Annotated in this window: 22 protein-coding genes; 11 read left to right on the plus strand and 11 right to left on the minus strand. The window is 37.1% G+C overall.

What is annotated here, in order from left to right:
* The first annotated feature begins 38 nt into the window (after positions 1 to 38).
* Positions 39 to 1,055, plus strand: a complete 1,017-nt coding sequence (epmB, locus tag A3Q34_RS08030) for an EF-P beta-lysylation protein EpmB (protein WP_070377061.1) — start codon at positions 39 to 41, stop codon at positions 1,053 to 1,055.
* Positions 1,056 to 1,093: 38 nt separating this feature from the next.
* On the plus strand, positions 1,094 to 1,405 hold the full coding sequence (locus tag A3Q34_RS08035; protein ID WP_070374891.1) for a hypothetical protein: 312 nt from the start codon (positions 1,094 to 1,096) through the stop codon (positions 1,403 to 1,405).
* 90 nt (positions 1,406 to 1,495) lie between these two features.
* Here the strand turns inward: A3Q34_RS08035 and A3Q34_RS08040 are convergent, their stop codons facing one another.
* The 4 genes from A3Q34_RS08040 to A3Q34_RS08055 all read right to left on the minus strand — a co-directional run bounded on the left by A3Q34_RS08040 (position 1,496) and on the right by A3Q34_RS08055 (position 3,760).
* Positions 1,496 to 2,005, minus strand: a complete 510-nt coding sequence (locus A3Q34_RS08040) for a DUF3016 domain-containing protein (protein ID WP_070374892.1) — start codon at positions 2,003 to 2,005, stop codon at positions 1,496 to 1,498.
* Positions 2,006 to 2,116: 111 nt separating this feature from the next.
* On the minus strand, positions 2,117 to 2,650 hold the full coding sequence (gene sigX, locus A3Q34_RS08045) for an RNA polymerase sigma factor SigX (RefSeq protein ID WP_070374893.1): 534 nt from the start codon (positions 2,648 to 2,650) through the stop codon (positions 2,117 to 2,119).
* 19 nt (positions 2,651 to 2,669) lie between these two features.
* Positions 2,670 to 3,494 carry a mechanosensitive ion channel family protein gene (locus tag A3Q34_RS08050; protein WP_070374894.1) on the minus strand — a complete coding sequence of 275 codons (825 nt, stop codon included), beginning with the start codon at positions 3,492 to 3,494 and terminating at the stop codon, positions 2,670 to 2,672.
* Positions 3,494 to 3,760, minus strand: coding sequence for a hypothetical protein (locus A3Q34_RS08055; RefSeq protein ID WP_070374895.1), 267 nt, complete (start codon positions 3,758 to 3,760; stop codon positions 3,494 to 3,496). Before A3Q34_RS08055 ends, A3Q34_RS08050 begins: the two co-directional genes overlap by 1 nt.
* A gap of 261 nt (positions 3,761 to 4,021) precedes the next feature.
* Between A3Q34_RS08055 and A3Q34_RS08060 the strand changes: the two genes are divergently transcribed.
* The 5 genes from A3Q34_RS08060 (at position 4,022) to A3Q34_RS08080 (ending at position 10,015) form a co-directional block, all read left to right on the plus strand.
* Entirely contained in the window at positions 4,022 to 5,095 is a 1,074-nt protein-coding gene (locus A3Q34_RS08060) for an OmpA family protein (RefSeq protein WP_070374896.1), read from the plus strand.
* Positions 5,096 to 5,938: 843 nt separating this feature from the next.
* On the plus strand, positions 5,939 to 6,916 hold the full coding sequence (locus tag A3Q34_RS08065) for a DUF1852 domain-containing protein (RefSeq protein WP_070374897.1): 978 nt from the start codon (positions 5,939 to 5,941) through the stop codon (positions 6,914 to 6,916).
* Positions 6,917 to 6,970: 54 nt separating this feature from the next.
* Complete coding sequence (locus tag A3Q34_RS08070) at positions 6,971 to 8,005, plus strand: methionine synthase (RefSeq protein ID WP_070374898.1); 1,035 nt, start codon at positions 6,971 to 6,973, stop codon at positions 8,003 to 8,005.
* A 167-nt stretch (positions 8,006 to 8,172) separates the two neighbouring features.
* Positions 8,173 to 9,003: a sulfite exporter TauE/SafE family protein gene (locus A3Q34_RS08075; RefSeq protein ID WP_070374899.1), complete on the plus strand. Its 831-nt coding sequence runs from the start codon at positions 8,173 to 8,175 to the stop codon at positions 9,001 to 9,003.
* Between the two features lie 127 nt (positions 9,004 to 9,130).
* Entirely contained in the window at positions 9,131 to 10,015 is an 885-nt protein-coding gene (locus A3Q34_RS08080; RefSeq protein WP_070374900.1) for a LysR family transcriptional regulator, read from the plus strand.
* 705 nt (positions 10,016 to 10,720) lie between these two features.
* On the opposite strand, the gene A3Q34_RS08085 is transcribed toward A3Q34_RS08080, so the two are convergent.
* Entirely contained in the window at positions 10,721 to 11,896 is a 1,176-nt protein-coding gene (locus A3Q34_RS08085; protein ID WP_157470892.1) for a helix-turn-helix domain-containing protein, read from the minus strand.
* 281 nt (positions 11,897 to 12,177) lie between these two features.
* Here A3Q34_RS08085 and A3Q34_RS08090 point away from each other — a divergent pair, with 281 nt between their 5' ends.
* Both A3Q34_RS08090 and A3Q34_RS08095 read left to right on the plus strand, forming a co-directional pair.
* Positions 12,178 to 12,618, plus strand: coding sequence for a DUF6326 family protein (locus A3Q34_RS08090; RefSeq protein ID WP_070374902.1), 441 nt, complete (start codon positions 12,178 to 12,180; stop codon positions 12,616 to 12,618).
* A gap of 184 nt (positions 12,619 to 12,802) precedes the next feature.
* Positions 12,803 to 13,216 (plus strand): hypothetical protein, encoded by a 414-nt coding sequence (locus tag A3Q34_RS08095; protein ID WP_070374903.1) that lies wholly within the window; start codon positions 12,803 to 12,805, stop codon positions 13,214 to 13,216.
* A gap of 222 nt (positions 13,217 to 13,438) precedes the next feature.
* Here the strand turns inward: A3Q34_RS08095 and groL are convergent, their stop codons facing one another.
* The 3 genes from groL to A3Q34_RS08110 form a co-directional block, all read right to left on the minus strand.
* Positions 13,439 to 15,082 (minus strand): chaperonin GroEL, encoded by a 1,644-nt coding sequence (gene groL / locus A3Q34_RS08100; RefSeq protein WP_070374904.1) that lies wholly within the window; start codon positions 15,080 to 15,082, stop codon positions 13,439 to 13,441.
* Between the two features lie 120 nt (positions 15,083 to 15,202).
* Positions 15,203 to 15,496, minus strand: a complete 294-nt coding sequence (locus A3Q34_RS08105) for a co-chaperone GroES (protein WP_070374905.1) — start codon at positions 15,494 to 15,496, stop codon at positions 15,203 to 15,205.
* Positions 15,497 to 15,613: 117 nt separating this feature from the next.
* The gene (locus A3Q34_RS08110) at positions 15,614 to 16,126 is read right to left on the minus strand and encodes an FxsA family protein (protein ID WP_070374906.1); all 513 of its coding nucleotides are present in this window, start codon (positions 16,124 to 16,126) and stop codon (positions 15,614 to 15,616) included.
* Between the two features lie 159 nt (positions 16,127 to 16,285).
* Here A3Q34_RS08110 and cutA point away from each other — a divergent pair, with 159 nt between their 5' ends.
* Both cutA and A3Q34_RS08120 read left to right on the plus strand, forming a co-directional pair.
* Positions 16,286 to 16,597 (plus strand): divalent-cation tolerance protein CutA, encoded by a 312-nt coding sequence (gene cutA / locus A3Q34_RS08115; protein ID WP_070374907.1) that lies wholly within the window; start codon positions 16,286 to 16,288, stop codon positions 16,595 to 16,597.
* A 5-nt stretch (positions 16,598 to 16,602) separates the two neighbouring features.
* Positions 16,603 to 18,429 (plus strand): protein-disulfide reductase DsbD, encoded by a 1,827-nt coding sequence (locus tag A3Q34_RS08120; protein ID WP_070374908.1) that lies wholly within the window; start codon positions 16,603 to 16,605, stop codon positions 18,427 to 18,429.
* 43 nt (positions 18,430 to 18,472) lie between these two features.
* Here the strand turns inward: A3Q34_RS08120 and A3Q34_RS08125 are convergent, their stop codons facing one another.
* From A3Q34_RS08125 to A3Q34_RS08135, 3 genes are read right to left on the minus strand one after another with little or no spacing between them, the layout of a single operon-like run.
* Positions 18,473 to 20,935, minus strand: a complete 2,463-nt coding sequence (locus A3Q34_RS08125; protein ID WP_070374909.1) for a putative bifunctional diguanylate cyclase/phosphodiesterase — start codon at positions 20,933 to 20,935, stop codon at positions 18,473 to 18,475.
* 13 nt (positions 20,936 to 20,948) lie between these two features.
* A complete protein-coding gene (locus A3Q34_RS08130; RefSeq protein ID WP_070377062.1) occupies positions 20,949 to 22,133 on the minus strand; it encodes a hypothetical protein in 1,185 nt (394 codons plus the stop codon).
* 1 nt (position 22,134) lies between these two features.
* Positions 22,135 to 22,605 (minus strand): hypothetical protein, encoded by a 471-nt coding sequence (locus tag A3Q34_RS08135; protein ID WP_157470895.1) that lies wholly within the window; start codon positions 22,603 to 22,605, stop codon positions 22,135 to 22,137.
* Between the last annotated feature and the right edge of the window lie 313 nt (positions 22,606 to 22,918).

The following is a 22,918-nucleotide window of genomic DNA, read 5'->3' on the forward strand; positions in this document are numbered from 1 at the left end:
TCAAACAAATAACGCAGAGATTTAAATTGAAATTACAAATGCCGCAGATAATACCCCAAATAAGCGAACAATTGCACATTTCTTGGCAAAAAGAGTTAAGTAATGTCGTTACAGATCCGAAAAAGCTTTTAGATATGCTAGAAATTGACAGCCAAGATTATCTGCAACACTTTGCCGCACGTAAGTTATTTCCGGTCCGTGTACCTCGACCTTTTATTACAAGAATGAAAAAAGGCGACTTTAACGATCCGCTGCTTAAACAGGTTATGCCACTCTCTGATGAGTTTGTTATCTCTGATGGCTATTCAATGGATCCACTAGAAGAACACGACACGGTTGCCGAAGGCTTATTGCATAAATATAAGCACAGAGTCTTGATGATTATAAAGTCAGGTTGTGCAGTTAATTGCCGTTATTGTTTTCGTCGCCACTTTCCTTATGATGAAAACAGTCCCAATAAAATTCGATGGCAGCCGGCACTAAAATATATTGCCGATCATCCTGAAATTAATGAAGTGATTTTCAGTGGTGGCGATCCTTTAATGGCAAGTGATGATCATCTACAGTGGCTTATTGAACAACTTGAGCCGATTAAACATTTGACACGCTTGCGTATTCATACGCGTTTACCCATTGTTATCCCGCAGCGCATAACAACATCATTAGTGAACATTTTGTCTGAAACTCGATTAAAGGCAACCATGGTTTTACATATTAATCACCCTAATGAAATCGATGATGAAGTAAAACAAGCACTCGAAAAACTACGTGTGGCAAGAATTCCTTTGTTTAATCAAAGCGTATTATTAAAAGGGGTGAATGATGATGCCAAACTCCTATGTCAACTCAGTGAAACTTTATTTGATAGTGGTATTCAACCTTATTACTTACATATGTTTGATCCCGTACAAGGGGTTGCTCACTTTGATATTTGTGAAGAGGAGGCAAAAATAATTGTCCAAAAAATGATGGCGATATTACCTGGCTTTTTAATGCCAAAATTAGTACGAGAAATTGCGGGAGAAGCTAACAAAACCCCCATCAATTTGGCATAATAGCGATATATCAAAACAATCGTCAATATAGAGACACTATGAGCGCAACTGTTAGTAAACAACTCGTTGATAATATTTCAATTATTTTAAAAAAATCGCTAGCCGCTGATGCGACTTTAGCTGATTTAAGAAAAAACAAGCAAGCAAGCTTTGAGGCAATATTTAAAGCAGACGCTGGTTTCAAATGTTCGGCAAATACTTTTCAGCCTTATGTTGAAGAAGTCGCGAACGATTTAATTTTTTGGCAAAAAACATCAGATCAACAAACGTTAATAGATACGGTAAAGAAAATAGAAAAGCTTTTTACCGTTTTAGCGAACTTTGAAAACAGTGCAACGGTTACTCATTAACGGTACCGCTTAAAAGTAAAAATAAAAAGGCCATCTTTATTGCACGATAAAGATGGCCTTTTGCTTTATATAACGTTAAAAATGTGACGCTTATTTATCAACATAGTCTGCGAAAGCATCTTTAAACCAATCATCAAGCAATTTTTTTTCATAGCCTAACGCATTATTTCTATATTTTAAGCGTCCACCCATCATAAAACTCATATCTTTTAGATTAACATTGTCGCTAAGTATTATGACTTTCTCAGCATTTATTAATGTAAATGATAGTTTTATTCTTGGAAAATAAAGGTCTTTAATCACTCTGATTTGATGTAGACCGCTGGCGAGAACGTCACCCGCTAAATCAATGTCTGTTACGTCTATATTTAGTATTTGAGATGCGGGTAATGCTTTGGCAAGTTTGGATAAATGTTTTTCAAATTCGTTAAACATATTTTCTCGAAAGCGTTTTCTACCTTCCGTTCCTGAATCAATATCTCGGTATTTATCAGGCTCTGTCCAAGTGATGTTCACCTCAGCAGCTTGTACTGTAGGAATCGTAAAGATCATACTGCTTAGTATTAAAGCAGTCAATAAAGTGAATAGTGGTTTAATCATCATTTATCCTTAACCATAAAGTTTATTAATGCCGAGTGGTTTATTTATATTTACCCTGAATAAAAACGGCGCTAAAATTATCTTAACCATAGTTACACAGCTTACTTAACTTTACTGCTTTAATCGCTGTTGTAAAAAATCTACAACCCTTTTATGACGCATTTTTACCGCTGAAATATTGAGGTGACAAATATCGGCTATTTCTTGAAACTCCAAACCTGTGCGGTAGCGTAATAGCATAATATTACGATCAGCAAAGGACAGGTTAACCATTAATAATGAAAGTGCTGTGCCAAAATCTTCGTGGCTACTGTCATCATCGATTATACTTTCAAGATATTCATCATTGTGTTCGATAGTATCCCAACGGCGATCTCTTATTTTATTGATACATTCGTTATGGGCAATTTTAAATAGCCATGCTTTAAAAGATACCGCCCACTTAAAGTTTTTTAAGTGGGCGAGTACCTTTATAATTGTTTCTTGTACGACGTCTTCTGCATCAGGCTGATGCTTAAGTAACTTTACACAGTATCCTTTTAAAACAGGTAAATAAGGTGCAATTAGTTGCTGAAAAAGACGGGTATCATAAGGCAGGCTTGCTTGCACTAGGGCAACAAGCTCGCGTTCATTAAGCGTAGTCAAACCGTAAAATAAGCCTCAACTATTGCTTAATAACTTTATTAGCTAATAAGAAAGTATTCGGTATCGTCGTTAGCGACTCATCGGCTGCCATCACTTTACTCGCAACACTGCCAATAACAGCTAAGGTGCCCTTAATGTCTGTTACTTCAATAACGTCACCTATTTGGTACATCTCTCGAAGATAAACGCCAGCAACAATTTCTTGGGCCATAGCTTTAGTGCCGATACCTAAAGAAATAGCCGCCGCTAAACCGACACTGCCAATAAGTACTGTCATGATGTTATTTAGCAGAGAAACATCTATGTCTAATTGCGTAATAGATAAAGAAACAGTAATAACAATAATAATACCGCGGCATACTTCGGCAACGGAACGGCCATAGTCAATACCCGTATTCTTAGCGGCTATTTTTACACCATTAAAAACAATTTGCGCAACAAAGAAGCCACAAATTAAGACAGCGAGTGAAGCGAGTAATTTAGGTAAAAACAACACCAACGTGTCGATTAAGCCAGAAAGTACGGTTAAGCCTAAAATATCTAAAGCCGCTAACAAAAAGATCAGTAAGAAGAATGTCGAAATAAGACTAGCAACAACTTGGCTACCCGTTAAAGTAACATCCATTTTTTTCAGCAGTGAATCTAGACCCAGTTTATTTAAAAACGTATCAAAACCAATTTTAATTAATGACTTATGAAGAAAGTTTTTAATGAGTGTTGAAATAATCCAACCGACAAGTAGAAATAAAATAGCGACAATTAAATCAGGTAAAAAAGTAACCACTTTATGCCAAACAGTTATTAAGCCAGAGTAAGCTTTGTCGGTGATGTTTTCAGTATCCATTATCTATTCTCATTATTAGTTATGCTATTGCTTGTTATCTTTGGGCAAGGTGCCATCTGTTTAAATATCGGTTTTAAAACTTTCATAAATAGGCTAATAAAAACAACCCAAAGTGAAGCTAAGCCCAATGCAACAAGATCTTTTGTACCTTGCTGATTATTTGCTGTTAAGGTTGCGCGCTTAAAAAGCTGATCATCTGATGTACTAAAAGCAACATCTGCATCACGGCTTAATTCTTTCGCTAAACTCTTTTCTATGTCTTTCATCTCATCCTCGAGCAATAGTTTTATCGCTTTATTCTTTAACGCCTGAGCCGTTAAAAAGTCACATTAAATCTGTATGTTTTTTATTCTTATTTTTATCTATACACATCAACTTTTTTAATTCGGGTGCATTCTACGCTAAACAATTTTGAGTTTTAACGTTAATTTAGTAAAATTAAGAAAAACTTGTGACTTTTGAGTTTCTTATCCGTTATAGAGCCAGAAATTACAGCACATTACTTGAAACTTAATAAGGATTTATCCATGAAAACTTTTAACATGACTCTGATAGCTGCATTAATAAGCTCTCCACTAGCTGCAGAAACTATTGATAAAACATGGGAGCTTGGTGTGTTTAGCGACTACATCAAGTCAGATACAAACAAAGAAAACAATATTGACTGGCAACAAATTGAAGCGGGCAAAAGCCTTGGTATTGATTTACAAAAAATCATTAATGAGCGCTGGGATATTCGTTTAGAATTAGCTAAAACGCGTTACGACATTGAAAATGGCAATGATAAAGATTACGGAACACGTGCCGGTATCGATGCGATTTATAAAGTTGAAGATAGCAGCTTTTACCTTTTCACTGGTGTAAAGCGCTTCAATAATGTTAGAAGTTATAACGCGGCTAATGTAGGTGCTGGTTATAACCTTCAAATTAATGATCGTTTCTCTCTATACAGCGAAGCCGCTGTTTATCGTGATCTTGATTACGGTCAAACAGATCAAGGTATTAAACTAGGTGTAAAATATACTTTTGGCGATGTTAAAAAATCACCTGTTGTTAACAAAGCTGTTGTTAACAAACCTGTTATGGAAACGATGAAGCCAACAACGCCAGTCGTTAAAAAAGTGATGATGGTTGATACTGACAACGATGGTGTTAGTGATAACAACGACCGTTGTGCTAATACACCGGCAAATGTAAAGGTTGATTCACAAGGCTGTACGTTATATTCAGAAAAATCAGTCGAAATTAAGTTAAATGTTATCTTTGAAAATAACAGTTCACTGGTTAAGCCAGCAATGGTTGATGATGTTCAGCGTTTAGCTGATTTCATGAAAGAATACCAAAACACAAGTGTTGTTATTGAAGGACACAGTTCAGCTTCTGGTACTGAAAAATATAACCTAATGCTTTCGCAAAAGCGTGCTGATACCATTAAAGACTTATTAATTAATAAGTTTTCTATCGATGCTAGCCGTTTATCTGCAAAAGGCTTTGGTGAAACACAGTTGATTGCTCAAGGAACTTCGCTTGCAGACAATAGTGTAAACCGCAGAGTTGTCGCGAAAATAGAAACTGTTGTTAAAAAAGTGATTACAAAATAAGGCTAAATAGCCTAACTAAAAGGGAAGCCATTTTGGCTTCCCTTTTTTATTACTCTTGATAAATCAGTTTACTCGATGTGTATAGAGCGCAAGATTAAAAGCCTATATAACGTTGGGCTAATTAATTACAATCACTCAGATAAAGTGATTATCTGAAGGACATAAGACCTCGCCAATATTATGCATTCGCATTATTAGCCGTTAAAATTTACAGACCTTAATAAACAAAAAAAGCGCAAATATTCCAACTCCCCACCAAAGTAACTTTTAGGCTATCTTTGCTAGCGGTTGCCACAAAGTTCACTAAATTTAAGTCTTAATTTATTTCGAGTCTGCCCCGCTTAGCTATTAAGTCGGTCATTCTCGCGATTTATCGGCACGGCTTAAAAGTGCTATTTTAAGTGGTCTAGATTTATCGACCAATTCAACTTATATCACAAAAGATAACTGCTCAGTAAGACTGACATTTTGATAACTCCAAATGAGCGTGATTATTCTAAAGCGGTGTTTGATCAATAATCGGTTTAAAACGAAATGTGTGATCGTATTCTCCCAGAATTACGGGTAGGCATGTTCCAAAACTTATCAACAAACAAAACACATGAACACAGCTCATAAATCAATGAAATAAAATCAATTTTATTCATCTAACGAACCAAGTATAAAACACACTCTGCTTTTAACTTTAAACCATATTACCCTTGCTTATCAATTAAGCCTCTAGGTATATACCAACAAGATGATGAAGGCAGTTGACTGGGAACATCAAAAAAGAAAATTAAAAGCCCCAATGATCACGAAATAAATTTAGGTTTATCTCAGGAAATAGGATAACGGATCACAATGAATAAAGACTTTACATTTACTATTAAGAGCACTTGTCTTGATGAAAACTATCAGCCCTCAGACAATACGCGTATCACGACCAACTTTGCTAATTTAGCGAGAGGAAAAAGCCGTCAAGCGAACTTACGCAACGCTTTAAATATGATTGACAATAGTTTTAATGCGTTGGCACATTGGGATAACCACCAAGCAGCACGTTATTCTGTCGAACTTGAAATCATTTCCGTTGATATAGATATTGAAGGCAGTGGTCAAACCTTCCCATCAATTGAAATATTGAAAACGAATATTGTTGATCATAAAAATAACAAACACATTGAAGGCATTGTAGGAAATAATTTTTCCTCTTATGTGCGAGATTATGATTTCAGCGTATTGTTGTTAGATCATAATAAGGATCAATCAAAATTTAGCATTCCAGATAATTTTGGCGACCTACATGGCAAGCTCTTTAAATATTTTGTAAATTCGAGCGCTTACCAGCAACACTTTAAGAAGCCACCGGTAATATGTCTCAGTGTTTCTAATAACAAGACTTATCATCAGACTGAAAACCACCATCCCGTATTAGGTGTTGAATACCAGCCAAATGAATCTTCTTTGACTGAGCAATATTTCAAAAAAATGGGCTTACAGGTTCGCTATTTTATGCCACCAAATAGTGTTGCGCCTTTGGCTTTTCACTTCTTTGGTGATTTGCTTAATGATTATACTAATCTTGAACTTTTAAGCACCATCAGCACGATGGAAACTTTTCAAAAAATCTACCGACCTGAGATTTATAATGCGAATGCTGTTGCAGGTAAATGCTATCAACCAAATTTAATGAATCTAGATCATTCATTAACTCACATTGTTTATGATCGAGAAGAACGAAACAAGATGGCTAATCACCAGGGAAAATTTGCTGAAGAGCACTTCATCAAACCCTACCAAACGGTTCTTGAGCAATGGTCTGCTAGTTACGCTCAATAGCTATATTTAATATTTATCTTTGATAAATACCCTAAACTTACGGCATCAACTATTATGAAAAAATTATTACCTACTTCAACGGCAGGCAGTTTACCTAAACCCTCTTGGCTTGCACAACCTGAAACTCTTTGGTCTCCTTGGAAATTACAAGGTGACGAATTAATTGAAGGAAAACAAGATGCTCTACGTTTGTCATTACAAGATCAACAACAAGCAGGTATTGATATTGTCAGTGATGGCGAGCAAACACGCCAACATTTTGTGACTACATTTCTTGAGCACCTCAACGGAGTTGACTTTCAAAAACGCAAGACCATAAAAATTCGTAATCGCTATGATGCGAGTGTACCTACGGTTGTTGGTGCTGTTTCACGCCAAAAATCAGTTTTTGTTGAAGATGCCAAGTTTTTACGTCAACAAACCAAAAGCCCCATTAAATGGGCGCTGCCAGGTCCGATGACGATGATAGATACCCTTTATGATAACCATTATAAAAGTCGAGAAAAGCTAGCTTGGGAATTTGCCAAAATCCTCAATGAAGAAGCCAGAGAGTTAGAAGCAGCGGGTGTTGATATCATTCAATTCGATGAGCCTGCATTTAATGTGTTTTTTGATGAGGTTAATGATTGGGGTGTGGCTTGTTTAGAGAGAGCAATTGAAGGGCTTAACTGTGAAACAGCTGTACATATTTGCTATGGTTATGGCATTAAAGCTAATACAGATTGGAAAAAAACCTTGGGGTCTCAGTGGCGACAATATGAAGAAGCCTTCCCCAAACTGCAAAAATCTACTATCGATATTATCTCGTTAGAATGTCATAACTCTCATGTACCAATCGAGCTACTTGAACTTATTCGAGGTAAAAAAGTGATGGTAGGAGCCATTGATGTCGCAACCAATACCATTGAAACACCAGAGGAAGTCGCCAAGACGCTACGAGAAGCCCTCAAGTATGTCGAAGCCGACAAGCTCTACCCTTGTACAAATTGTGGCATGGCCCCTTTATCTCGTCAGGTAGCAAAGGGGAAATTAAATGCGTTAAGGGCAGGTGCAGAAATAGTTAGAAGAGAACTATCCAATAGTAACTAACTGATATAATGGTGTTTAGCTAAATTTGGCTATGGCTTTCCCACAACTGAGCCAAATTGGCCATGCTTGAGCTGTTATTTACTTAAAGACCTAACAACGTATGCTGCAGTTGCCCGTTGAATTGATAGTAGGTTCTTTAGCGTTATTAAAAATAAAAGTAGTCGTTAATGAATATCATTGAATTTATAACAAATAATATCTCGCCATTTTGTGCATTGATTGCCACAGGTGTATTCGCAGGTATTTTAGCGGGCTTGTTAGGCGTAGGTGGCGGTATCGTAATCGTACCTGTATTATTTTTCTTGTTTCAGAGCTTTGGCGTATCACCAGAGTCTGCAATGCTAGTTGCGACAGCAACCTCGCTGGCCACCATAGTACCAACATCTGTTAGTTCTATTCGTTCTCACCATAAAAAAGGTAATGTCGATTTTGACCTGCTCAAACGCTGGGCTGTCTTTATTCTTATCGGGGTATTGCTTGGTAGCTGGTTAGTAACTCTTGTTGAAGGTACTATGCTTACTATGTTGTTTGGGGTGATAGCGATTTTATCGGCACTAAATATGTTGTTCCGCACGGGGAAATCCGCTTTGTACCAGAAACTACCGAATACAACAGGACAAACGGTAATGGGGGTATCCATTGGCTTCTTCAGTTCTATGGTCGGGATTGGCGGCGGAACTATTTCGGTGCCACTACTCACTCTATATAACTATCCCGCCCACAAGGCCATTGGCACCGCAGCGGCAATAGGGTTAATAATTTCATTGCCGGGTGCGCTAACAATGTTGACATTCGGCAGTACGCCAACCGATGCTCCAGCGGGTACATTTGGTTTGGTCAATCTATTTGCCTTCACTTGTATTGTGCCGCTAACCGTATTATTTGCACCGGTGGGGGCATCATTAGCAGCAAAATTAGATGCGGTAAAACTGAAAAAAATCTTTGCCTTCATATTACTATTTACGGGCTTACGTATGTTGGCGCAACTTTTCTTATAGATTTTATTGCTGTTCATTGTTGCTGAACAATAAATGATAATTGTAAATCAACTTATTTGATTGATAAAATGCTGAACTTCATCAATCAATCAAGTTCATCATCAAAGCTAAAAACAGGAGTTAACGGGTGTTAGAAAGGATCCATTTAGAAATACTAACCGCAATAAAAGAGCATGGAACCCTAACTAAAGCCGCTGATTCGTTGCACTTATCCCAATCTGCGTTAAGTCACAGCATCAAAAAGTTAGAAGGCCTAATTGCTACTCCAATATGGAAAAAAGAGGGGCGAAACCTACGTCTTACCGCTGCTGGAGAGCGAATTCAAACGCTTTCAAATAGAGTATTACCTCAGTTTTTACATACCGAATTATTACTGAATCAGATTGTAAAAGGTGAAATGGGGGCTCTACGAATTGGCATGGAATGTCATCCTTGTTATCAATGGTTACTTAGAGTCATTCAGCCTTATCTAGAACAGTGGCCGGACATTGATATGGACGTGAAACAGGAGTTCCAGTTTGGCGCTTTAGGTGCATTGCTTAGCTACGAAATAGATGTACTTATCACACCAGATCCACTCTTTAAACCTAAAATAGTCTACATACCTGTTTTTGACTATGAACATAGGCTGGTCATTTCAGCGTCTCACAAACTTGCAAAGCAAGATTTTGTTTTACCCGAGCAGTTAAGCGAAGAGGTACTCTTTAGTTACCCAGTTGAGCCGCAAAGGCTCGATATCTTTAGTCAATTTCTTAATCCAGCAAAATGTTCAGTAAAAAAACACAAAAACATTGAAACAACTGAGATCATGTTACAAATGGTCGCTGCTGGTCGAGGTATTTGTGCTTTACCGGGCTGGCTAGTAGATGAGTACTCAAAATCAATGCCTATTAAGAGTCTTCGCTTTGGAGATAAAGGTATTAGTAAGCAGATCTTTGTAGGTATTCGCAAGACCGACCAAAATATTGACTACTTAAATGATTTCATTGCTCAAGCTAAAAAAACAAAATAATCAGTTAATCCTGTTTTAGAGGGGCTGCATAACATTAAACACCTGCGATAGAAAAGACGGCGTGCTTGTTGATAATCTATGAAACTGTCTCTTACTCGCCCAGATAGTATATTGCTCACGACAACACTGAGCTTAAATCCGATCTAACAAGAATCAATAAACGAAGGCTGGCAATTCGTTTAATTAAGAGAGTAGACATTTTCTTACGTAGTTAATAAAAAAGTCCGAATATTGCTATTCGGGCTTTTCAATTTTGAGCTATAAATGGTTTTGACTATTTATGCGCAGGATAAACGGTTTAATTCAAGGTGCTTTATTGTGACGTTTAGTGTTTCTTAAACAAACGATAACGCAACCAAGAAGTTAACAGTTTAGACAAGCATAATTACATCATACCGTCCATATAGAGCTTATCTACTTGTTTTTATTAAAATAGTTTCATGGAAAGCATTACTGATATCCCACTATATCCCCCTAACTTTCAAGCACTTAAAATAACCGTTGGAATTCCAACAAAATAATAAAATTTAGGAGCGTTTTATATTGAAATTGATGCCAGCTTTCCCTTATCTAATTGACTTACATCACTTATATATCAGTCACTCTTCAATAAAACAGCTTTTCCATTGCCGGAATATTCAGTTACTCTTATCAGAAGTACTCGTTAAGCTCTATAGGTTAACGAGTGCGCCTAATTAGTGATTTTCAATGTGAACTATTTTGCTTACGAAACTCACTTGGGGTTTGTCCTGTTTCTTGTTTAAAGGCTTTATAAAAAGAAGATCTCGCGTTAAATCCAACCTCAAGTGCGATGGTAAGTACTGAATCTTGATTAGCTAATATTTTCGGCTTCGCTGCTTCAATGCGCCACTTATTGATGAAATCAAAAAAATTTGTGCATAGCGTTTCATTCAGTGTTTGTGAGATATAATTAGGAGAGATGACTAAATGGTTAGCGAGTTTTTGCAGTGACAGATTTGAATCTAAATATAACGTCTCTTTGCTCATAATGTTATTAATTTTATCTGCAATACGATTGGATTGCTCATTATCTAGCGCTGAACGTTGATACTTCATTGGAGAACTTATTTCAACATTGTCGTCATTATTTCGAACAGCAATATCGACGCTTTCACTATAGCCAGTAAATCCCGGTTTTTGCTGCAAGCCAAAGTGAGCCAAGCTCCATACCAACAGCAGTGACAGCAAACTCTCCGTTCTTATATTAAATAAAAAATTATCAAATAGGTTTGAAGAAAACACAGTAGCCAAAGAAAACAACCAAGTACTGATAGCAATGAATAGTAGCCAGTTCATCCAGTTAAGTGATTTATCGTCATGATTAGAAAATACATTTTTCAACTGTTTTCGATAATCAACCAAACGGTAAATAATACGAAAAGCGATATATACACATTGACCAAGCCAGAGCATCATCATAACCAATAAACCTATAGCAGTGGTGATAGCTAAAGGGGCAACCACATCAATATCGTCAATAAATATGTCTGTATACATGTCTTTTGGTAAAAACATGATCATTACAGCAAAGATAAGAGCAGGCCATAACAAAACAAAATGACGGATTTGTTTTCTGTTTAGTTTCCAAGGTTTTTCAGCGGTGATCCCTTCAATATAAAACCATAAACAGGGACACAACAAAAAAAGAGTGGGAAAAACTATCGCGCTGTACAATTGACTCAAGTCAGGAAATTGAGCGTTAACAACTGGCACGAGTGCTATCGTGCTATTGGCAAGTAAGAATATCGCTAAAGGTATAAAAATTGCCGACTTCATTGCTCGGCTCAAAAGAATAGGAACGCTTAACAATACCTGTCCTAGTATAACCATGCTGATAATCATTACGAAAGGGTCTGTCAAATTTCATACCTTTTTACACACTTGAATATTTAAGCCTTTAATTCTACCTCATTATCTACAAATACACCTAAAAAAGTGTCCGCGCTTCTAGTCTCGGACGACATAAGCTCTTATAAAACCTATTATTTAATCAATCACGGACAAGTTGCAATAACGCCCCTTAGTTATCTTGTCATTGAGCAAGTGTTAATAAAAATGTTGGTATCGTCCTTCACTAAGAATATTAACCATCACTTTTAGCCTGATAAATGGGCTATAACAAATAAGAAATGGAGTTACAAATGAGTTCTATGAATAGTACAAAAACAGTTTTTGAAGATTTTCAAATTAACGTCAAACTAAAAATTTCGGCGCTTTGGATAGCGGTTATGTTTTGTTATGTCTATGGAGACTATATACAGATTTATGTACCTGGAATATTAGCAAAAGCGATGGAAGTTAAGGCGACAACTGAAACGCAATTTCAGTTTTTTGCCGTGGCTTTATTGATGGTATTACCCAGTGTGATGATATTTTTTACCTTAGTGGTTAAGCCTAAAATCAATCGTTGGCTGAATATAATACTTAGCACGCTTTATATCATTATGCTTATTGCGACTAATTTGACAGAAACTTGGGGGTTTTACCTATTTTTAACAACAATAGAGGTTTTAATTTCAGTGGTGATTGTTTGGTATGCATGGAACTGGCCGAGGATTAAGAATAAAGAAATCAGCAAGTAGACAATGAGTAAACACTCAATTTCATCTTAATGCTCCAAGCATGCTCGGTGGCGATATAAATGAGGCATTGCAACATGCTCAAGTGTTAAAAGGAGTGGATGAATTATCTGGTACGAGTGCCTTGATTCAAGTTCATGGAAAAAGGTGAGACGATGATAAATTTGATGAAGAATTAAAAATTGCAATGCTAAATTTTGCCGATGAACCTGAGTTATATTATCAACTCGGTATATATTACCAAGAAAAAGAAAGTTTCAGTGAAGCCTTAATAAATTTCCGTAAAGCGGCAAATATGACAACCTCTACGGACAAACAGTGTATTGCAAAATATAGCGCTGTTTTTCAAGTAGGTCGAACAATCCTATTTAGCAACAGCAACTTTGATGAAGGTGAGAAGGCTATTACTCAATACCTTAACGAAGCTGTAATTTCTTCTTCCATGCCTTCAAAAGATTGGGCTAAGTTTAGACTAGCTAATATCCTTGAAGCTAAGGGGAAAAAATCGAATGCAATAAGATTATATAAAGATCTTGTTCAGGAATCTTCCGACAAGGTCCTTCAAGAACAAGTTAAAAAGCGGATAAAGAAACTGAGTTAATCCTATCTATCATAACTGCTAGCTAAGAAAGTCTATTTTAATTCATTAAAAACAAAAAAGCCCAAATATTGCTATTCGGGCTTTTCAATTTTGAGCTATAAATGGTTTTGACTATTTATGCGCTGGATAAACGGTTTACTTCAAGGCGCTTTATTGTGACGTTTAGTGTTTCTTAAACGAACGATAGCGCAACGAAGAAATTAACAGTTTAGACAAGCATAATTACATCATGCCGCCCATTCCACCCATACCGCCCATATCAGGCATGCCACCAGCGCCAGCATCTTTTACCGGTGCATCAGTGATCATAGCTTCGGTTGTTAACATTAAGCCAGCGACAGAAGCAGCAAACTGTAATGCACTACGCGTTACTTTCGTTGGGTCAAGAATACCCATCTCTAACATATCACCGTAAGTAGAGTTACCAGCATTGTAACCAAAGTTACCTTTACCGTTACGCACTTCGTTTAATACGACTGAAGCTTCATCACCACAGTTAGCAACGATTTGACGTAGTGGTGCTTCCATTGCGCGAATTGCAACGTTAATACCATGTGTTTGGTCTTCGTTGGCACCTTCAAGGTCTTTGATAAGGTCAGCAGCACGAACTAATGCAACACCACCGCCAGCAACAACACCTTCTTCTACCGCGGCACGAGTTGCATGCAATGCATCTTCAACACGGGCTTTTTTCTCTTTCATTTCGATTTCTGTTGCTGCGCCAATTTTAATAACCGCAACACCGCCAGCTAATTTAGCTAAACGTTCTTGTAACTTTTCTTTATCGTAATCAGAAGATGAGTCTTCGATTTGACCACGAATTTGCATTACGCGACCTTGTATATCAGCTTCGTTACCAATACCATCAATAATCGTTGTATTGTCTTTAGTGATAACAACACGTTTAGCTTGACCTAAATCTTCTAATGTTGCTTTTTCAAGCTCCATACCGATTTCTTCAGAGATTACCGTACCACCCGTTAATGTCGCGATATCTTGTAACATTGCTTTACGACGGTCACCAAAACCAGGTGCTTTAACCGCTGCAACTTTAACGATGCCGCGCATGTTGTTTACCACTAATGTTGCTAAAGCTTCACCTTCAACATCTTCAGCAATAATTAATAATGGCTTACCTGATTTTGCAACACCCTCTAAAGTAGAAAGTAATTCACGAATGCTGCCTACTTTTTTGTCTACTAATAGAATAAATGGGCTTTCTAATTCAACAGTGCCACTTTCTTGGTTGTTGATAAAGTAAGGAGATAAATAGCCACGGTCGAATTGCATACCTTCAACAACGTCTAATTCGTCAGTTAACGCTTGACCTTCTTCAACAGTAATTACGCCTTCAGTACCAACTTTTTCCATCGCTGTTGCGATGATTTTACCGACAGTTTCGTCAGAGTTAGCAGAAATAGTGCCTACCTGCTCAATCGCTTTGTTATCGCTACATTCTTGCGATAAACCTTTTAACGCTTCAACGGCGGCAATAACTGCTTGGTCGATACCACGTTTTAAGTCCATTGGGTTCATGCCGGCAGCAATTGATTTCAAACCTTCATTTACAATAGCTTGCGCTAAAACAGTTGCAGTAGTTGTTCCGTCACCGGCTTCATCATTGGCTTTAGAAGCAACTTCTTTAACCATCTGTGCGCCCATGTTTTCAAATTTGTCTTCTAATTCAATTTCTTTTGCAACAGTAACACCATCTTTGGTGATGATTGGACCACCAAAAGATTTGTCTAATACAACATTACGACCTTTAGGGCCTAATGTTACTTTTACCGCGTCAGCTAAAACATTTACACCACGTAGCATTTTTGCTCGTGCGTCATTTCCAAATAATACGTCTTTTGCAGCCATGTTGTTTCTTCCTATATTTTGTTAGTTTGTCGAACATCGTTCGACTACAATAATTAATGCACTGTAAGTTGAGGCTTAGCCTAACGAATTCCTACAGTTTATATAAAGTCAGTAGGGTTACTATGACTCAACAATCGCTAAAATGTCTGATTCAGAAAGGATCAAAACTTCTTCGCCATCAATTTTTTCAGTTTTAACGCCGTAACCTTCACTAAAAATAACTTGGTCACCTACTTTAACGTCTAAAGCACGTACTTCGCCATTTTCTAAAATGCGACCGTTACCGACAGCGATAACTTCACCGCGCGTTGATTTTTCTGCAGCACTTCCTGTTAAAACAATACCACCAGCTGATTTTGATTCTACTTCTTTACGTTTAATTATTACGCGGTCATGTAATGGACGAATGCTCATTAATTTTCTCCTGAGAGTTTATTCACTCTCAATAAATTTAAATAAAAGGTTATAAAACTTTGTTGCAATTAAAGATGGGGCTAATTTAAAACTTCACAAGCCCCGTTAAAAAATTTTTTATTCTTTGCGCTCATACTCACCTTCAAGCGTTTCACCTTGGTGGTGTTCAATCGGCTTCTTAGTGCCTAAACCCTGCTCAAATGGTTCAGGCGTAACTGGCTGTTCTTGCTGAGTATGCACCGAACTTTGATAAGTAAAACCAGCTGCGCTTTGATTCATGACTAAACGTGACTGCACTGATTTGATCAACAGACTTCTCACACTAGGGATCAGAAGAGATAATCCAAAAATGTCAGTAACAAAGCCAGGCGTTACTAAAAGTATGCCCGCGACCAGTAAAAGTAGTCCTGCAACTATTTCATCTGAAGGCATTTCTCCTTGCGCCATTTTAGTTTGTACTGAGTTTAAGGTGGCAATCCCCTGCTGTTTAACATTTCTCGCACCCAGCCATGCAGTAATAATAACAATAGCAATTGTTGGCCATGCACCAAGCCAAGTACCAACATTAATCAGTACCATAATTTCGATAATAGGAACGACAATAAAAAGGATAAATAGAAATCGAAACATTTAACGTCTCTTCATTAAAAAAATTTTATATAAGATGAAACATATATGGGGTTGTGCAGGTCTTTTTCAAGCATCAACTAAATACAAGATAGTTCATATGGCGATTAGTTATTAATTGTCATTTAAATAGTTTAAGTTTTTGTTAAGGAAAATACGTTAATGTTTCAATTAATAATGTGCACTTGTCCTGATATTAGCAATGCAAAGCTAATTGCAAAGCACTTAATACAAGAAAAACTGGCCGCTTGTGTCAATATTATTCCTAACGTTATCTCTGTTTATCGCTGGCAAGATAATATTGAATGTGATGAAGAAATACAGTTAATAATAAAAACACAAACCGATAAATTTAACGATGTAGCTAGTGAAATTAAACGCTTACATCGTTATGATACCCCTGAAATTATCGCCATGAACATCCAGCAAGGCGACAATAGTTATTTAAACTGGATCACTGAGTCTTTAAAATAGTTGTTATGAAAAAAATTGTCTTACTTTTTTGGTTAGTTTTAACCAGTATTTTTTTACAAGTACCCAATGTTCAAGCCCAAGATTCAATTTTTGATACTTCGTCCGCTTCATTATTCAGTAACGATGATGAGTTTCTTAGTGTCGAAGAAGCCTTTGAATTTAACTTTCACCAGAAGGATGATCAATTATCTGTTTCCTTTACCATAGCTGAGGGCTATTACTTATATCGTCATCAGTTTAAGTTCAGTGTTGAAAACGCAGAAATAATACCGGTCGAATTGCCTGTAGGTGAAGACCATGAAGATGAATTTTTTGGTGTTCAGCAAATATTTACCGAACAACTTAGCTTCACGATTAAGCTTGTTAACGCTGATAGCAATGCCAGCATTAAAATACGCTATCAAGGGTGCGCAGCAAAAGGCTTATGCTACCCCCCTAAAAGTAAAGTTGTAGCACTATCAAAAGTAAATAATGAAGAAGCCATTAACACCAACAATGTTTTGACGGCGATAACACCTGATAATGAAACGGGCAATACATCTATTGCCGCTGAAAATGCCAGCGAACAACATCAATTAGCCGGTATGCTCAAAAGTGATAATATTTGGCTAACACTACTCGCTTTTTTTGTCGGTGGCTTACTGCTTTCATTTACGCCTTGTGTATTTCCTATGTACCCTATTCTGACCGGTATTATCGTTGGGCAAGGCGATAAATTATCAACGTCAAAAGCCTTTCGTTTATCGTTTGCTTATGTACAAGGCATGGCAATAACTTATACCTTACTTGGCATTGTTGTTGCTCTGGCCGGCGCTCAGTTCCAAGCGATGTTTCAACATCCTGCCGTTTTAATTGTGTTAAGTGTTTTATTCATCTTTTTAGCACTTTCTATGTTTGGAGTTTTTAATCTTGCCTTGCCAAGTAGCTGGCAAAATAAATTGAATAACATCAGTAATAGCCAAAAAGGTGGTTCATATTTCGGTGTTGTTGTTATGGGTGCTATTTCTGGTTTAGTGGCGTCTCCATGTACTACCGCTCCTTTAACCGGTGCTCTGCTATACATCTCGCAATCGGGTGATATTTGGTTAGGTGCATCAGCGCTCTACGCATTAAGCTTAGGTATGGGTGTGCCATTACTTATTTTGGGTAGTTCTGGTGGTAAATTATTACCAAAAGCAGGTACATGGATGACAGTAATTAAAAATGTATTTGGCTTATTACTACTCGCTGTTCCGATATTTTTAATGGAAAGGTTTTTACCTTCAGTGGTAACACAAGCCATGTGGGCAATATTGGTCTTATCAAGCGCAGGCTATTTTTATACCGTCAATCAACAGACCCAGAATAACTTTTGGTTTGGTGTTAGAAGTGTGGTGATATTTGTAATGATATTTTTTGGCGCCAACCAAGCTTTTCAACTGATAAGTCCTAGCCAAAATGTTGCGACAAGTAATCAAGCAGCTCCACAACAACATTTTACTAAAGTAGCAACACTACCAGAGTTGTTAGCGGCAGTGGATAACGCTAATGCACAAGGGAAGACTGTAATGGTCGATTTGTATGCCGACTGGTGTATTGCCTGTAAAGAATTTGAAGAATACACTTTTAATGCGCCGCAAGTACAAAAAGTGCTGAGTAATACGGTATGGTTACAAGTCGATATGACTGACTTCGACTCGACTGACAATGCTGAGTTTGCGAAAAAGTATCAAGTACTTGGCTTACCAAGTATTCTCTTCTTTGACCAACAAGGTAAAGAATTAACTCAGCAGCGCGTAACGGGGTTTATGGGGGCAGAAGAATTTACTGAACATCTACAAAAAATCCTTTAACCTTTAACAAAAAAGCACACTTTAACTCGCACAACTCTGCGGGTTAAAGTGCTGATACTTTCCAATAGCCATTAACAATTTTTGTATCAATAAATTCCATTAGTTTGGTTTCAGGAATAGGTTTAGAAAAGTAATATCCTTGAATAATATCACAATCATTTTCTGTTAAGCTGCGTAACTGCGCACTCGTTTCAACACCTTCTGCGATGACCTGCAAACCTAAGTTCTTCACCATTGCAATGGTTGACATAATAATTTGATAATCAGCTCGATTTTCTAACATGCCAAATACAAAGCTCTTATCTATTTTAATAACGTCGACTGGCATTTTTTTCAAATAAGCTAATGACGAATAACCGGTACCAAAATCATCAATGGCAAAACTAAACCCTACATCTCTTAAACCATTCATCATTTCAATTGCACTATCAATATTTTTTACTAAGGTTTGCTCAGTAAGTTCTAGTTCGAAGTGACTTGCCTCAAGCGAAAACTCAGTAAGTAAATCGGTTAAATAAGGGGTTAGATGAGGATCGGCAAATTGACCTGCTGACAAATTTATCGCAATACGGACATCAGTTAAGCCCTTATCAATAAAGGTTTGGCAAAGCTCAAAACAGCGTCTGATCACCCAATAACCCAGTTCAACCATGTGCTGAGAGTTTTCAAGAAGAGGAATGAAATCTTCCGGCGAAACCATGCCTCGTTCAGGATGCTGCCAGCGAAGTAACGCTTCAAAGCCGTATAATTTTTTTGTTTTTGCATCTAACTGAGGTTGTAAACTTAAGCTAAATTGATTTTTAGCTAAAGCCTGTCTAACTTCACTTTCCATCATCACCCGAAGGGCAACTTTTTTATACATCTCTTCATGGTAAATATGATATTTGGCGCCACCATCGTCTTTAGCTTCATACATAGCGATATCGGCACAACTAATCAGATCTTCTGACTTAGTCATTTTTTCAGAAGCAAAGGCTATTCCAATGCTGGTACTTACATAAAAAAGGCTATTTTGTATTTTAATCGGCTCTTTAAATGCCTCTAAAATTTCTTCTGCAACAAGCACTGCATCATTTTCATTATCGATATGACCAAGTACCACGACAAATTCATCACCACCAAACCGACAGGCCATATCAACTCTCCGAATACTGGAGCGCAAACGATTAGCCGCTTGAATTAACAACTTGTCACCATCAGTATGACCATGGCTATCATTTACTTTCTTAAAATCATCGAGATCTAAAAATAAAACCGCAATTTGACCGTCACTGCGAGATACATTAAAAAATGCTTTACGCAGTTGATAATTAAGCATATTACGGTTAGGTAATCCCGTTAACAAATCATACATGGCAATACTTTCGAGCTCTTTCGTTTTTTGTTCAATTTCAATATTTAACTGTTCAAGTTCAAAACTTAACTCGGTGGCCGCATTTGCTAAAATATCTAGTTCATCAATATATTTACCATTTCTTTGTAGGTCTGTTTGACGAAATCGATCAAATTCTTTTTTCGCCAATAGAGGTAAAACATCTGACAATACCAGTAAGCGACGAGTAAATGGGCTAGCAACAAAATGAACAACAATGACTAAAGCAATAAGCACAACTAAGGTGAAAATTAAAAATTGCCAACGATTTTGCTGATACTTATCTGTAAAAATAGTGGCATCATCAATCAGTGCCAGGTAATAAAAATCATCACGGGTATTTGCGATGGGAATTAAGTTAATCAGATAACTGCTATCGTTGGCTGTAGCTTTTATCCCTTGAGAATTAATCATCTCGCTGTTGACAATTTCTTGGTTTGACATAAATAATTCACTGACTAGTTGAGTATTTGTTGAAGAAATAAATCTAGCATCAGCAAGTATAATAGCCTCTTCGTTAATTGTAGTTGATACAAGCTTATCTACACGAGAAAAACTTACAACGGCCAACTCATTATCAAGCGCTTGATTTATATAAAAAATCATATCAACAAGTGAAACTGTCATCGCGACAACCGCCATATCACCCTTACCGTTTAATACTGGTATGGTGATCAACTGAACACATTGCCCCTCGCAGTACAACGTGTGTTCAGGTTGCTGATGTCTTAGTACATTTTCAATACTCAGCTGAACAAATTTAGGAATAGCATTAGAAAGGTATAACTCTTCATTACTTGCTGAAACTAACCAAACATTTTCAACATTTTGATTCATTTGTAGGGTATCAAACTGCGCGGCAAATTCTTGTGCTAAAACATCAAAATTAGCTTGCTCTTTTAACCGCACAATATCAGAAAACGACTCTAGCCACGTCAGTATCTTTTGACGTAATACGTTATTTTGCACAGAAAATTGTGCCTGGCCTTTACGTAAAGTATCACTTTGATATTGGGTGAATTCTTGATTTAACCTTGATAAAGACAAGTAAGAAAAAATAGTCGTTAGGAGCAATAAAGCCCCCATAACTAGCACTAATAATTTAACAGGAACGCTAATAAATCTTTTTCTCATCAAGTTAGCCCCACTAGAACCAGTACATTAGTTGTAAGGCCCACATTTTCCAATGCTCACTGTTCGCCTCTGGGTTGGGTAACACAACAGGATTAACGCGGGCAGCGCCTTTTACCCAATGGTACTCCGCATTGACTCGTAAATTATCAGAAAAATCGTATGAAAACCCTAGCATTTTATCGTGCTGATAAGCAAAATAATACGGTATGGTGCCAAAACTTTGTTGTTGTAATTCACGGCCTTTTTTATCATCCTTATTTGCATAGAAATTTTCAAAACGACTAATAAATTTCAATCGTTGATTTACCTTATAAACCGCTTGAACATAACCACCTTGACCAATATTGACTTGGTTAAACTGAGCAGCATAAAAACCTTCCGTTAAAAACCTTGTTTGTAAAATTTCACTAGTAAACTCCCAGTGTTCACCTTCATATAAAGCATTCATCGTATAAAACTGAAAAACAAATCGCCCATCAACAAAAAAGTCAGGACTCTCATTTTTATAGTTAAATTCTGAATCCAATAAGGTTAGACCAAAGCGCCATTGTGAAAATACTGGCCGCCAATAAACACTCGCCTGCGTATCAAGCTCATGTTCGATATCTCCCTGTGCTAATTTACTGAGAATGACTTCTGAATCATCACTATTAATTGGACTTTTACCACGGCTAAAATTGAAATCAAATTCGCCATATTGATCATTATTGTAAGTCAATTTTAATGCAGCGCCATCGCCACCAACAGCGATATCACGAAAGCCATCAAAATAAGTCCCTTGCGGTAACAAGATTGAGGGCCGTGCAAAAGGAATATCACGGGTACTTGAATGTAACCAGTGAGCATTTTTAAAACGGCCAACAAATAAATTGGCTTGCCACTGCTCTGAACTATAAGCGCTCCAATCCATTAAGAAGTAATCAACACGCAAACCTTCCTTGTAGCGATTGCCCCCGTTTAAATAAACAGCTTGTGCAGCAAAGCGATAATCGTCAGAAAATTGATACGAGGTATTAAGTCCTATTTCTGTTAACTTTAACGATATTTCGCCGTTATCATTAACGAAGTTGCTATTATCGACGTCAATAACGCCTTGCGCAACAAAGCCATGTATTTTTAACGGATCTGCCGAATGCCCTTCCTGTGCGTGCGCATTAAGCGCAAGTAATGCTGATAAGCACATTACTTTATAATTCATTTTATTGATCGATTTTAAGCAGATTGACATCACTTACCTCACTAATATTTTCAATGTAACCAATGGCACCTGTGGTTGATTTAACGGCTTCAATTAGCTCCTCTTCACTTAACACCACCGTTGGTGAAATCCCCATACCTGAGAAAGTCAACTTGTCCCATATGCGGTCAAGTTGATACGGGAATAAGCGTAAGGTGTCTTTACAAAATTTTTGATGGGTGGGATTAGTACTTGATAAAACAAAAATAGTTATGGGTAGGCCATTGGCCCATTTAGTTTGACGCATTGAATATATACGACGTAACTGAGTGGTTGTTATTGACACAGTATCAGTAGTGATATTGGTAATAACTTCGACCGCATGAGTTGCCGGACTGCCAATAAATATGACAAGAACCATTAATCTGATTAGAATTTGGCTGATAACTAAATCCTTGTTAATGAGAAATAAAGAGCACTTTGTGTATCTCACAAAGTGCTCCGTAGCCACTAGTAGTAACCGACCAAAGGAGATCAAGCAACCCGCTACTATATGTTAACCTGTATATAAAAACCGCTAAACCAATGAATTGATTAACAAATGTAGATAATAATATTGTAGTAAATTTTTCCTAAAATACAAAACTTTATTGTCATCTTATTGATAAAAAGTTAACAACAACAGATCAGACCAGTATTTTGCTGCTATATTCTGCGAAAACACTATAATAATCGCTTAACAGCAGAAATGCTCGATTTTGTTATTAGCTGTTCCATCACTCTAGTTTTTATGTGATGATATTTGT

It is taken from the genome of Colwellia sp. PAMC 20917 (assembly GCF_001767295.1).
In the GTDB taxonomy this organism is placed as follows: domain Bacteria; phylum Pseudomonadota; class Gammaproteobacteria; order Enterobacterales; family Alteromonadaceae; genus Colwellia_A.